Source organism: Oceanobacillus sp. CF4.6, from assembly GCF_051262635.1.
Lineage (GTDB): Bacteria > Bacillota > Bacilli > Bacillales > Amphibacillaceae > Oceanobacillus.
The window spans coordinates 52260-66032 of the sequence record NZ_JBIMEX010000002.1; the positions used below are offsets into that span (position 1 = coordinate 52260).

General features: G+C 38.0%; 15 protein-coding genes and 1 riboswitch. Of the genes, 4 read left to right on the forward strand and 11 right to left on the reverse strand.

All coding sequences use genetic code 11. From position 1 onward, the window contains the following. Window positions 1-21 precede the first annotated feature (21 nt). Together ACHABU_RS03865 and ACHABU_RS03870 are read right to left on the reverse strand one after the other, a co-directional pair. A complete protein-coding gene (locus tag ACHABU_RS03865) occupies window positions 22-657 on the reverse strand; it encodes a helix-turn-helix transcriptional regulator (RefSeq protein ID WP_435762462.1) in 636 nt (211 codons plus the stop codon). Between the two features lie 14 nt (window positions 658-671). Then, window positions 672-1109, reverse strand: a complete 438-nt coding sequence (locus ACHABU_RS03870; RefSeq protein WP_435762464.1) for a DUF86 domain-containing protein — start codon at window positions 1107-1109, stop codon at window positions 672-674. A 111-nt stretch (window positions 1110-1220) separates the two neighbouring features. Here ACHABU_RS03870 and ACHABU_RS03875 point away from each other — a divergent pair, with 111 nt between their 5' ends. Together ACHABU_RS03875 and ACHABU_RS03880 are read left to right on the forward strand one after the other, a co-directional pair. Continuing rightward, the gene (locus tag ACHABU_RS03875) at window positions 1221-2639 is read left to right on the forward strand and encodes an amidase (RefSeq protein WP_435762466.1); all 1419 of its coding nucleotides are present in this window, start codon (window positions 1221-1223) and stop codon (window positions 2637-2639) included. Window positions 2640-2755: 116 nt separating this feature from the next. Continuing rightward, window positions 2756-3022, forward strand: a complete 267-nt coding sequence (locus tag ACHABU_RS03880) for a hypothetical protein (protein ID WP_435762468.1) — start codon at window positions 2756-2758, stop codon at window positions 3020-3022. Between the two features lie 78 nt (window positions 3023-3100). Here ACHABU_RS03880 and ACHABU_RS03885 read toward each other — a convergent pair whose 3' ends face one another. Further along, complete coding sequence (locus ACHABU_RS03885) at window positions 3101-3376, reverse strand: YutD family protein (protein ID WP_379496223.1); 276 nt, start codon at window positions 3374-3376, stop codon at window positions 3101-3103. Between the two features lie 131 nt (window positions 3377-3507). Here ACHABU_RS03885 and ACHABU_RS03890 point away from each other — a divergent pair, with 131 nt between their 5' ends. Then, window positions 3508-4068, forward strand: coding sequence for a YhcN/YlaJ family sporulation lipoprotein (locus ACHABU_RS03890; RefSeq protein WP_435762470.1), 561 nt, complete (start codon window positions 3508-3510; stop codon window positions 4066-4068). Between the two features lie 79 nt (window positions 4069-4147). Further along, complete coding sequence (locus ACHABU_RS03895; RefSeq protein WP_435763666.1) at window positions 4148-5077, forward strand: M23 family metallopeptidase; 930 nt, start codon at window positions 4148-4150, stop codon at window positions 5075-5077. 59 nt (window positions 5078-5136) lie between these two features. Here the strand turns inward: ACHABU_RS03895 and ACHABU_RS03900 are convergent, their stop codons facing one another. The 8 genes from ACHABU_RS03900 to ACHABU_RS03935 all read right to left on the reverse strand — a co-directional run bounded on the left by ACHABU_RS03900 (window position 5137) and on the right by ACHABU_RS03935 (window position 13689). Next, window positions 5137-5244 (reverse strand): MetS family NSS transporter small subunit, encoded by a 108-nt coding sequence (locus ACHABU_RS03900; protein ID WP_435762472.1) that lies wholly within the window; start codon window positions 5242-5244, stop codon window positions 5137-5139. Then, window positions 5245-6783 carry a sodium-dependent transporter gene (locus ACHABU_RS03905; RefSeq protein ID WP_435762474.1) on the reverse strand — a complete coding sequence of 513 codons (1539 nt, stop codon included), beginning with the start codon at window positions 6781-6783 and terminating at the stop codon, window positions 5245-5247. Between the two features lie 219 nt (window positions 6784-7002). After that, entirely contained in the window at window positions 7003-8544 is a 1542-nt protein-coding gene (locus ACHABU_RS03910) for a Na+/H+ antiporter NhaC family protein (RefSeq protein WP_435762476.1), read from the reverse strand. 156 nt (window positions 8545-8700) lie between these two features. After that, window positions 8701-8882, reverse strand: a riboswitch (Lysine riboswitch). A 46-nt stretch (window positions 8883-8928) separates the two neighbouring features. Further along, a complete protein-coding gene (gene yunB / locus ACHABU_RS03915) occupies window positions 8929-9708 on the reverse strand; it encodes a sporulation protein YunB (RefSeq protein WP_435762477.1) in 780 nt (259 codons plus the stop codon). Between the two features lie 77 nt (window positions 9709-9785). Beyond that, entirely contained in the window at window positions 9786-10874 is a 1089-nt protein-coding gene (locus ACHABU_RS03920; protein WP_435762479.1) for an HD-GYP domain-containing protein, read from the reverse strand. A 183-nt stretch (window positions 10875-11057) separates the two neighbouring features. Next, window positions 11058-11366, reverse strand: coding sequence for a YunC family protein (locus ACHABU_RS03925; RefSeq protein WP_379496230.1), 309 nt, complete (start codon window positions 11364-11366; stop codon window positions 11058-11060). Between the two features lie 91 nt (window positions 11367-11457). Next, the gene (locus ACHABU_RS03930; protein WP_435762482.1) at window positions 11458-12855 is read right to left on the reverse strand and encodes a bifunctional metallophosphatase/5'-nucleotidase; all 1398 of its coding nucleotides are present in this window, start codon (window positions 12853-12855) and stop codon (window positions 11458-11460) included. Between the two features lie 15 nt (window positions 12856-12870). After that, the gene (locus tag ACHABU_RS03935) at window positions 12871-13689 is read right to left on the reverse strand and encodes a sulfite exporter TauE/SafE family protein (protein ID WP_435762484.1); all 819 of its coding nucleotides are present in this window, start codon (window positions 13687-13689) and stop codon (window positions 12871-12873) included. Window positions 13690-13773: the final 84 nt, after the last annotated feature.

A 13773-nucleotide genomic window follows, 5' to 3' on the forward strand; every position in this document is an offset into this window, starting at 1 on the left:
ACGCAAAAGAAGATGATCTAGTCATCTTCCTTCCGGTTTTGTTATCGTCCATCTGCAAATTGGCTCACCTTTTGCTATAAAAGAATGAGCTTCGACTTCACTTTTCGGGAAGACCTCTTCATAAAGCTTTTTCTCATTTGTACACATCTGATGATAGCAAGAAGCAATATTTGCAACCGGACAATTATAATTATTTATCTTATAGTCACCCGATTTTGTTTTTTCCACTTCAAGCATATAGCCTTTTTTATTTTGAATACTCGTCATTTCAGCTATCTTTTCATCAAAGTCATCTGATTGTATTGCTTTTGTTAAGCTAATTTTGTCGCGATCGGTATGTTTATTCAATAGCTCGTGAACTGCCTGTTTTCCTTTCAATTCCTCCAAATCTTGAAGCAATTCTACAGGAAACTGTTTATATTGATTAGGAAACGTTTCATGGCCCTTCTCTGTCAGATCATAGGTAAGAAATGGTCGACCAATCTTCTGCTTATTGGTTTTCTGCTTTATTAGACCTTGCTGTACTAGTTCATGAATCTGCTTTCTAACAGCTATTTCTGAAATCGTAAAGTGCTCCATAATAGCACCAATCGTTAAACAGTTTTTCTTTTTCAGGACGACTAGTAGTTTCTCTTTTGTCGGTGTACGCTTACTCATTTAATCCATCACCTTCATTCATTTGAAAAAGCATTGGCTACTCCAAGCTCATTCGTTAAATATGTTCGAATGTTGCTGCTGAACTGGTCCAATACCTCTCCATATTCGGTCATCGTATGTAGCAATCTGACATGATCGACATCCGTATAGTCATTAACGAGCATCTTGCGGAGACTGATGAATGACTTGTATGCCTGTTCTTCTTCTGATGGTATAACTTTTTCATCAATTAGAATATCGATAATGTCATCATAACTCCCCGGATCCCTCATTATAAAACCATCAATCATCATATTTCCAACATCGAGCGTAGATTCAATCAGCACATGAACCATCCGTTCCAAACTAAATTTTTCCATATAACTGCTGAAGGTTTGTTTCTTCATTTCATTCAGAATTTCTTCCATATATAAAAGCGTTTGCTCAATTTTACTTCGGTCTACGAAATACATACATATTCCCCCCGTTAACTGACTATAATTTTATCATATCATATTCTTTATGAATATTAGCCAAAACATGATATATTTAAATGTAATGATACTTAAAATGAGGGGAAGCAAATGAAAGAGAGAATGATTATCGATATGGATGCAACGGCAATTGCCAGTGCAATTCAAAACCGGGAAATAAAAAGTTCGGAAGCGGTTACAGCTTATATCAAACATATATCGGAAGTAAATCCTACCATTAATGCCATGGTTGAAGATCGCTTTGAGAAAGCTTTGGAAGATGCCAACGAAATGGATGCTATGATGGAAAGAAATGAAGTAAAAGGGCCTTTACATGGTGTTCCTATCAGCATCAAAGAATCATTACATGTCACAGAGATGAAAACAACCGCAGGACTCGAACATCGTCAGGATCTAATATCCAAAGAGGACGCTGAGGTTGTTACCCGATTAAAAAATGCTGGTGCTATTATCTTAGGTAAAACGAACACTCCTGCATTATGTTTTTGTCAGGAAACGGAAAATAAATTATATGGAAGAACGAACAACCCCTGGGATGTAAGTCGTACTGCAGGTGGTTCTAGTGGTGGAGAAGGTGCACTTCTCGCAGTCGGCGGTGCTGCTGCAGGCATCGGTTCGGACATCGGTGGCTCCATTCGTTTTCCTTCTCATTTTAATGGTGTTATCGGATTCAAGCCCGGGATGAACCAAGTTTCCATAAGTGGGCATATTCCTCAAGTAGTGCATCCTCTACAGAAACGCATGATGACGATTGGGCCGATGGGTAAATCCGTCCAAGACATGAAATTATTGTATCAAATACTTACAGGATCTTCCTTGGATTCTAAACCATTGCATCGGTTCAGAATTGAAATATTACCAGGAAGTACAGACTATCCTTTATCACAAAAAACGAAGGAAATTCTTGACCAACTTGAAATCTTTTTGGAAAAAACATACTCCACCAAGCGGGCTGTCCCTCCTTATTTTAAAAATAGCTCATTAATCTGGCAGGAAATAATGTCCATTGAGGGAAGCAAATTAATTGAATTGGAAGCATACAACAATGACAGATCAAATGTTTATACTTCTTTCTTCAAAGAAAAGTTAACCCAACGGACAAAGGTACATCCATACCTTTCCTGGGCAATTATGGGATCAAAAATGTTCCGTCCGTCATTGAAGCGGGTACGTGAGATTGAGGAATCACTGGAACAAGGTGATGAATTACTGGCGACTTATTTAAAGAACCGGCTACTGATTTTCCCTGTGTATCATTCAGGTGCCCTTCCACATGGTCAGGTCTTTAAGGAAATCTTCTCCATTAGAAAAACATTCCTGCATTTTATGCCATATGTAGCATATGCGAATGTCTGGGGCCTTCCTGCTTTAACCGTGCCTATAGGTGTAGATGAGAACAATATGCCTGTCAGTGTGCAAATAATGAGCGCAACAGGCAATGAAGACGCCCTGTTCCGAATAGGGAGACTTCTGGAGAAAAAATTTAGAGGCTACGTTCGTTCCACATAAAAAGTTTAAAAACGGTCCTTCCAATGTTACAAGGAAGTGCCGTTTTTATTTTTGCCAAAAAGGTTATAACCTTCACTTTATTACAAAAGCTATTCGTAAGAAAGGAGGAACTGACTATGCGTAAAGAAAAGCAACCGTATTCCGATTTTCCAAACGTCAATCAACAACATAATCAGCTGATTCCAGAAGAATTCCCTGAAGGATCCTATGGTTCCGCAATTAATAAAGATGAAAAGGTAACAGGAAAGTCTGAACCATGGACAGAAGGACAGTATCGAGACAGTGCTTTTGTTTTTCCAGATAAGAACCAGCACGAAGGCTTACCGAGACAGGCTGATGGTGCACATCCGACACACGATGAGAAAGATACGTTTGAGGATTGAGGATTGAGGATTGAGGATAAAAAGACTGCAGTTCAAATTACAAACTGCAGTCACTTATTGTATGTAGAATTATTTATGTTATTTCGGTAATTTCTTCAGTACAAAATATGCACATCCAAAATTACAGTACTCCAGTAAGTAATCATCTAACGTACCTATTTTTGAATCAATCGCTGCTTTTGCATTTCTATCTTTATAAAATCCTTTTAATCGGAGCTGGTCATATCCCCAATCCCCTACAATATAATCATACTTCGCTAAGATTTCGGAATAACGGGCTTTTATTGCTTCTTCCTGAAATCCATCTTTTATATCTTCAATAATTTCATAATTCTTTCCGTTCAATTCAACCAAGAAACTCACCCCACTTAAACTGATTCTAGTTTACCACATGAAGCGATATGGAAACCAGAAATATTTCATGCATTAATTTTTGCTTTTTATAGAAACTAAAGGCATCTAATAAATATGTTAGGAGGGAAAATATGAAATCACTCATTTTTATAGCTCTTGCTGTTACTACAATCTTAACTGGATGCAATACAACAGATAATACAATGACAGAACAGGAACAGATTGCAGACGAATTGGACCCTTCGAGAAATTACGAAGCTCCAGCAGACGATGATCAAATTGGCTATGTCCGCTATACGAAAGAACAATTTGAAAATGATACGGTAAACGACGATAAGGAGATTACGATCGACCGAAATGAAATGGCTGATATGATTACCAGGATTATTTTAAAAAATAATGGTTTTAATGAAGTGGCTACCCTTGTAACGGACAGAGAAGTTCTAATTGCTTATGACAGAAATGAAAATACAGCTGAAGAAGAAGCTGCTGATATTGCCAAAAAAACTGCGATGTCTATCATGCCAAGTTATTTCGATATTTATGTTTCCGACAATGAAACACTCATGCAGGACATTCAAAGTCTGCATAATTCTTCAACAGAAAATCGCGATTACGATAATACGATTAATATGATTATTGAAGAAATGCAAAAATCCTCACAAGGTCTACCTAATGACCCGGAAAAATAATGTACGAAAAAAACTTCAAAAAATAATTCTTTCTGGAGGTGAGAAAATGTCTTTTCGGGCAACCATAGTATGCTTTAGTATGATGTTTCTTTTCTTCTATCCTTTTAATGTTCACGCGGAAGAAAATATTTATGATGAACGCATGGCGCTTTTTAAGAAAACAGAAGCACTTACACAGATTCCATGGTATTATTTAGCAGCAATTGATAATTATGAACGTAATATGAAGAACAGTGATGAACCTGAGCAACTCATCTCGATAGAAATCATGCCGGAAATTTGGTTCGGGCCTGGTAACAGTTCTTTGCTGAAAGACATAGCTCTCATCGACACATTCAATGGAAAAGGCAAAGATGGTAATGGAGATGGAATTGCAGACCCAGCTAACGAAGAAGATGTTCTGTACACAATGGCAATGATCCTTCTTGAATATGGTCCAACCAAAGATGAAATTCGAATTGCACTGTGGAATCATTACAATCGCGATTTAACGGTTCAAACAATCATGAATACATCAAAGGTATTCCAGACCTTTCAGGGTATTCATTTAACCGACAGAGACTTTCCAGTAGCCATAAAACACAATTACAGTTATCGGAACACATGGGGTGACAGGAGAGGATTCGGAGGAAATCGAATCCATGAAGGAACCGATATCTTTGCAAGTTACGGTGTTCCTGTTCATTCGACTACGTATGGTGTTATCGAAATGATGGGTTGGAATTTATATGGTGGTTGGCGGGTTGGTATCCGGGATATATTTAATATATATCATTATTATGCACATATGAGTGGATTCAGTGATGACATTAAAGTTGGTCAGGTTGTTAAGCCTGGCGATGTTATCGGAAGTGTCGGTTCAACGGGGTATGGACCTCCTGGTACATCGGGAAAATTCCCTCCACATTTGCATTATGGGATGTATAAAGATAATGGATACAGTGAATGGTCCTTCGATCCCTATCCATATTTAATAAAATGGGAGCGCATGGCTAAAGATAAAAACTAAAGAAAGAACCTTTATCTCAATGATAAAGGTTCTTCTCTATTTAATCGTTAATCGTTACGTTACTTTGCCGTTTTTGAAGTTTTAATTGCGTACCAAATGCTTGCTCCGAGTCCACCCCATATAATAACTATGCCGAGGCACATTACAAATATCGCTCCACCACTCATTTATTTTGCCTCCCCAGTCTTTTGTTTTTCTTCCTCCATTGTATCCGAAGTTCTCCATTTTGTAAGAGAGAGTAAAATACCTATAAGCAAAGCTGCAGCTGCAACTGCCCATCCACCAAACATAATAAAGGTATCCGAATAGCCTTCATAGTTACCAGTAGCACTATCAAATTCTTTTAAAAGGTTTTGTTTGAACAATCCAAACATCATATAACCTAATACGATTGGTGTGACCACACTTAAACAAATCGTCCACCATGACCCTAATCGAATATCTGATATTCCGTTTGCATGTGTTTGAAGATCTTTCAGTTCACGTAATACCCAAACAATCATTACAACTTCTATTAAACCAACCAATGCTACTCCAAATTGATTTATGAAGTAATCTGCAGCATCTAGGAAGTACAATCCACCTTGTGTAGCATAAAGCAAGGATATAACCGCAGCTAAACCGCCGCCGAAAAGTACCGCTTTGGATCTGGAAATGTTAAATTTGTCTACTAAACCAGCGACATATGTCTCCGTAATTGAAAGTAATGAGCTTAACCCAGCTAGAACTAAAGAAGCAAAGAATAAAAAGCCAAAAAATTCATTTAAGAATGGGAATTCATTAATAATTGCAGGGAAAACTACAAAAGCTAATCCTACCCCTCCTGCAACTACTTCATCAACCCCAACACCAGCTGCTGTTGCCATAAAACCTAAAATAGCGAATACACCAATACCAGCAAGCAATTCAAAACTGGAATTACCTAACCCTACAATAAAAGCATTGTTAGTAATATCCGATTTTTTTGGCAAATAGCTAGAGTAAGTAATCATTATTGCAAATGCAATGGATAAACTAAAGAATATCTGTCCATAAGCTGCAACCCAGACATCAGGATCTGCTATCCTATTGAAATCAGGAGCAAAAAATGCATCTAGTCCTGTTATTGCACCAGGTAATGTTAAAGCATAAACAACAATGATAAGAAAAATAATAACTAAAACTGGGATAAAAATTCTGTTAGCAACTTCAATACCCTTTTTAACACCTTTAAACAAGATCCCCAAAACCACTACCCAAACAATAATTAACGGAATAAGTACACCAGGCACAAGGCTCCCCGTTTGACCCGGATCAACAGTTAGTTTCAAATAATCTCCAAACAAGAATCCTTCTGTATCTGCTCCCCATCCCAAATTAAAGGAGAAAACGGAATACGATATTGCCCAGGCAATGATAACAGAGTAGTACGTAGATATAACAAATGCGATTAGTACGCCCCACCATCCGAGCCATTCTGTTTTCTTATTCATTCTTTTGAATGATAAAGGAGCTGAACCTCGATACTTATGTCCAATGGTAAATTCCATAATAAGTATCGGTATCCCAGCAGTAAGCAGTGCAAATAAATAAGGAATAAAAAAAGCTCCACCACCATTTTCATAAGCAACCGCTGGAAAACGCCAAATATTTCCTAGACCAACCGCTGATCCAACAGCTGCCAATATAAACCCCGCTCTTGTCCCCCACTGTGAACGTGTTTCCATGTATAAACCTCCCCCTTTTTCCATTCTACTAGCAATACTATGCTATGCATCATGGCGAAAATGAATGTTTAAAATGTTTATTATTTTCTAAACATTTATGCTTGTATTATATCGGTACTTTTCACCTATGTCAAAGTAATTTTTAAATCTTCTTTCTATTACCATCATTTCTAACAAAAAATCTTCCACCAAATAGGATGAAAGATTTTTTATTCGTTATTATTTACTTTTGATTGAATGAATGATGAATCCAATTAGCAACACGAGAGCTAGTGAAATGAATAGTGGAATAAATACCATATTCGTTAGACCTACCAACAAGTAACCTACAATGGCTACTCCAGCAGCAATGAGTGCATATGGTAATTGCGTCAACACGTGGTCTATATGGTTAGCACCAGCTCCTGTGGAAGACAGGATCGTAGTATCTGAAATTGGTGTACAGTGATCACCGAAAACGGCACCGGCAAGTACAGCAGCTAAAGATGGTAGAAGCATCTCCATGTCAGAGACGGCTGCAACTTCAGCAGCGATTGGTAACATGATACCGAATGTTCCCCATGATGTTCCAGTTGAAACAGCCATTAATCCAGCAATGATAAAGAACAAAACTGGTAACATTGATGAACTGATGGACGCTTCACTCACTATTTCTGCTAAATACGTACCGGTTTCAAGTGTTCCAATAATCGAACCAATCATCCAGGCAAGAACAAGAATATAAATGGCTGGAAGCATGGTTTTAATACCTTCAAAAAAGATTTTCCCTACATTCGCCTTTGGTATGCTTAAGCCAACATGAAATGCGAATGATGTTACAACAGCAGCAACCCCACCTATAAACAGTGATAAATTAACATTTGTATTAGCAAAGATGGTTAATATCGTTACATTATCACTTGCATTGGCACCAGTAACAACCATGGATAGGACTGTACCAACGACTAATATAATAATCGGCAGTAATAGATGGTATATTTTACCAGATTTATGCGGATAAAATGTATTACTTAAATCTCCAGGTACCTTATCCTGTTCCGGATCCAATACTGCTCCTGTTTTAATGGCACGTTCTTCATGTTTATGCATTGGACCAATATCCATATTCAAATAGGCAACCATGAATACAAGCAATACTGCAGAAAGTGCATATAAATTAAGTGGGATCATTTGGATAAATGCTGTTAATGGTTGAATATCCGTTATGCCATTAGCAGCAAACAATCCACCTAGTATACCTATTATATATGCACCCCAGCTTGAAATTGGCGAAATAACTGTGATGGGTGCAGAGGTAGAATCGATAAAATAAGCTAGTTTTGCACGAGAAATTTTATGTCGATCTGTTAATGGTCTTGCAACTTGTCCAACAGCCAAGCTATTAAAGTAATCATCGATAAATATAATTAAGCCTAAAACACTGGTCATTACTTGCGCACCAGTACGGGTTTTGACGCGTTTCATCATCCATTCCCCAAACGCCCTGCTGCCACCTGATGCTTGGAGAAATGCAGTCATCATACCTAATAATAATAAAAATCCTAATAATAGCAGATTTCCTGTATTTAAAGATCCTTCTGAAACAAAGATATTATAAAAAACCATCCAGACTTCAGATACGGAATCTAAAATATTAAAATCATGAATTAATAAAGCTCCAACGATAATTCCTGCACCTAAAGATAGCAATACCTTCCTCGTTAGTACGACAAGTACCAACATAAGCAGTGCTGGAATAAGTGATAAAATTGTTCCTTCCATGATGTTACCTCCATTAGTTAATATCGAATGTGTGGGAGTTGGACATATTGATTGCGAAACGCTTGGTGTACGAGCATACATCATTAATTTTGCTCACAAAAAAACAACGACAGAAAATAACCCATCATTGTTTTACAATATACGTTATCCTCCATTTCGATCAGTAGTTCTCCATGCACATTCGTATACGTTACATGACAGTGCATCCTTTATTCAAAGATGTACCAGCAATAATAAGTTTGACCCTTATTACACTTCGGCAAATAATCCTTTTACCAACCATCACTGTTGTCTTCCTCCGGTTGATTACTCATATTATTTGCGCCTCTACCTCACCGATCTGATAAGGTTTTTATTCAATTATGATTTTACTATACAAGATTTTCAGTCATTCTGCAAGTCGTCTTTTGGCACAGAGATAGATGGTCCACCTCCATCACCACCATAGAAGTCGGGTACTTTCCCCATAATTGCCCCACCATCAATGTAAATTTCGGTATTGACTGTCTTCACATCTGTAGTGAATGGAATAATTATTTGAACATCAGCCTCGACATCTACATAAAGGGAAACCCATGAACCATTAATTCCAAACTCCTCTTCTTCACGTATAATATTCGTCCTTACACTTCCAACTAACCCGAGATTTATTGGTATTTTAGGACCTAAATTTGCCAGGACTGTATTTCCTGTAACCTGACCTAGTGGAACTTCCACCAATGTCGGATCTTGTTCTACACGGCCCTCTGCCCCTTCTTCATATTCATAGGGATCATGAAGGGAATAATCATACGTAATTGGATCACCCCTGTTTACATTTAAAAAGAATTCTTCGACGCGGTCTGTTGCCACCCGATTTATTTCACTGACTACAGAGGGATTCCAATTGTATGTTGCGACATGGCCTTCATTATCATAGGTAATATTCAATACCTCATCAAAGCTGTATTCTTCAGCAAATCTTACTGCTGAATTAATCGCACGCGTTGCAAATTCATCCGTTTTTACTTCTGCAATTTCCATTAAGACCGGTTCAACCCGCTTATCAATGATCCATATACTAAGACCAACACTGCATACAAATATAATGAACGTAATCATCATAATAAAATTATTTGGAGGCGATGCAAAGTTTTTCTTTCGATAACGCTTCTTATGTCTCAACCAAAAAACCCCCTCAAAACAATTTATGCTTGTTTTAAGGGGGTTAGAATAAGTAAAAGCACGGAGAAAAATACGGATTAATCCTTCGTCAATACAGAAGTAATCGTTACATTCACGACACTTCCCAAATTAACTTCATAAACTTCTTTAACTTCTGTGCCGTTCTCCTGAATAATTCGAATTATGGGCCTGTCACAAAGTTGTTCGTTTTGCCTGATAACGACACCTTGCCTTCCATCACTCAACTCCACTGTCAAGCCTTCCGGATAGACAGCAATGCTCTTCTTAAATGCTTCGACCATCTCTTTATCAAAAAGACGCATCGCACCAGCATAAAGGAGCTCCAATCCTTCATGTGGAAGCATTGCATCACGATAAACGCGATTACTTGTCACAGCATCAAAAACGTCTGCGATACCAATCAATTTTGCATATGGAAGCATATCTCTATCTTCAATGCCTCGTGGATATCCTGAGCCATCCAGCCGCTCATGATGCTGATAGGCACAATGGGCAACTACAGAGGAAATCCCCGAATGCTTTCGCAAATAGTCATAGCCTATTTGTGTATGACTTTTAATAATTTCAAATTCCTGGTCTGTCAGCCGATCCGGTTTATGTAAAATCTCAGGATCAATGAAGATCTTGCCGACATCATGTAGCATTGCACCAACACCTATTTCCAACAGCGTACTTTTTGAATAGTCCATTTGAACCCCTATTGCAAGAGAGTAAATCGCTACATTAAGTGAATGCTGAAAGACATAATTATCAGAAACAAAAATATCAGCAAGCAGTGTAAGCGATTTTTCACTGTTTTGGATTTCTTTAAGAATCTGCTCGACCACATTACCAAGATCCTTTCCCTTTTTATTTAAAATATAGGGATTATTCAGAAAACCATCTTTTTTAATCTGATGGAATGTTTCTTTAATTGTTTCTGTCGCTTTTCTACGTAAATGATCCGGGATTATTGACTCAGGATAAATATCTTTTGTCAGTGGATCCTCTATGTATATGTATGTAATTCCCTGGTCAAGCAGCCTCCTAATCATTCTCTCCGTTAAAGACATGCCTTTTGCCAGCAGTACAACACCATTTTCATTATAAATGGATTGCGCAAGCGTTGTTCCAGGTTTAATTGATTTCGTACTCGCAAGTTTCATAATGATCTCCTTACCCTAAAATCGACATAATTCAACAAAATGAGCCCTTAGTCTTATTAAATAATATCAGAAATTGACCATTAAATCTATGAAAATATTGTCTCTTTTTGCAATATAAACTTTTATCGTAGTCTTTAAAAAGGGTTCAAATAAAAATGTCTCCCATATGGAAGACATTCGAGGTCATGATATTTTCAACAAGGCATCTTTCCCTGTCATGCCAACTTCCCAGCCATAGGCTTTCGATGCATCCGTAATTTTTTCCAAAGGTGCATTCAGCAATTCATCAATGGTTCGTACTCCTACTGCCCGGCCTGCAATAACATGACGTTCTTTTAATTTTGGAATCTCGTTAAAGATATCCACGTCCAATGCCGCACACATAATGTAGCCGATGTCGTTGGAAATCGTTAACAAAGTTGTTTTCGGAAGCTCTACACTTACTGCCGTAAAAATCATGCCATCTACTTCAAGCGGATTTATCGTAATCATAATTATGATTGCCCCCTTCGCAATTTACCTTATATTTGTATGCAAATAGGGGGCGACGTGTCACAATTCCTTTGTAAGTAGTAATGGCCTATCAGGAAAAATTACTGCGGAGTGTATGTGCAAGCAGATCTCTCAGAAATTCAGGTACAAAATACTGCTTTGTACTTGCTTTGGCAATTTCTGGCAAGAGCCGGCCAAACGTAAATGTATCTGCGGTTGCAATGTAATACGTATGATCAGGGTTCACCTGTTTACCATTTTCCAGTAAAACGCGTTTGACATATTCCCCGCCATCCCTATGAAAAGCAGTTTCCACTTTTAGTCCAGAGAACATCATCTTGCCAAGCAACTCTCCACGGAATCCAAACCCCTTCAGTCTTAACTCCATAAATTCCTTTGTTAAAGAGGCCCGGATTACTTCAATCAACTCATCGCCCTTCAGGTCAACCACCACAGGATTAATAGGATGTGGACAGATGCGATGTATATCTTTGTATGTGACAGCACCAGCAGGCAAACGATCGAGCAGCAGCCCTGCATTCAGCATTGCAGCATCTGCTTTTGTCCAGTTTCTTAATGTATTCGTTAACTCCTGCATGATTGGAGAATTCGTAAACCAGTTGACCTCTATCGGTTGTTCAAGATGCACAACGGTCTTGCCAAGTAATTTATCCGCTTCCGCTTGCATTTCTTGGATCGTTTGTTCTGTCTGCAAATCTTTCGCTTTATTTGTTATGTCGGTTGTATAAGCCTCTTTTTTCACGAGCTTTTTCTGATGATGATCCCACGTTAAAATTACTTCCCCAATAAAAGAACAATGCTTACCTGCAGCGGTTATAATCGTATTATTTATGGTTTCACCATTACGCAACAGATGGTGTGTGTGACCACCAATAATGACGTCAATATCCTCATACCTCCTTGCAATCTCCTGATCAACGCTGATCCCAAGATGGGACATTAATATAATAATATCCACCGATTGTTCTAATTCAGCGATATGGCTATCAAGTGCATCAAACTCAGTAGAAATATGCCAGCCTAACAGTTCATAGAATGCATTAAATGGTGCAGTTAAACCAATGAAACCAATCTTTATGCCATTAACCGTTTCTATCTTGATTGTTTTATTCAACCATGGTGGTTCCTCTTGATCTGTACTATTTAGATTTGCACATAAGACCTGAAAATTCGCTTCATCATACAAGTGATATAAATCTTGATGGGATAGGGTAATGCCTTCATTGTTTCCTATCGTAACAAAATCATAACCTGCATCATTTAATAGCTTTATATTGGACTTCCCCATAGAAGCTTCTGTAATTGGATGGGAACGGTCCACATGATCGCCAATATCGATGATCCAACTTGATTCCCCTCTTCGATTCCGGAGAGCCTTCGATTCCTTTAAATAGCTTGATACTCGTGGCCATTGTTCGAAATTACTATGTAGATCATTTGTATAATTAAAATAAAGTTTCTCTTCCATTTATATTACTCCTTACTATAACCCTTGATATATCATACGTAATCCAATGAAAACAAGCAAAATCCGTAATATCAATTCAAGCGTTTTGCCGGGCATCAGTTGATTTACCTTTGCTCCAAGTTTACCACCAATCCATGAACCAGGTATAAAGAAAAGCACATACTCCCATGGAATATGACCTAGTGAAATATGTGTCGTTGCACCTACAATACTTACAAAGAAAATCATAAACATCGAAGTGGCTGTTGCAATATGGGCAGGAAATCCAAATAATAAAATCATTGCCGGAACCATGATTGAACCGCCACCAATTCCAAACAAACCTGATAATGTCCCAACGATAACGGACAAGAGGAATGCTCCGAAAACAGACACCTTATAGTAATAGGTTTCACCATACAATTCAAACGATCGCAGACCACTTTCATTTCCGGAGTATATCCGCTTTGCAGAAGGTTTCTTTTTCAGTAACAATACAAGCGAAATAACAATCATTAATATACCAAAATACAGTAAAAATGATTCTGTATCAACAAATTGATTTAGCCAGGAACCGACTACCCCTCCTGGAATGCTCCCTGTTAAAAACAAGACACCTGCTTGGTAATCTACACGTTTCCCCTTCGCATAAGACAATGTGGAGGCCAACGAAGTAACCACCATCGTAATCAACGAAATGCCAACAATTGCCTGTGGAGTTGCCCATGAAAAACTGTCCGAAATAGAGCTCATAAATAATAAACTAGGAATCAGTACGATACCACCGCCCAACCCCATTGCTGAGCCTACAAGTGCAGTAATCACTCCAATTACCAAACAAACGAAAACAACCAATTTAATCCCTACCATCTATTATAATGTAATACCATCATATCATATGCTTAGTGCCTGTCCTCCGCAAGAAAAATTGTCCTATCA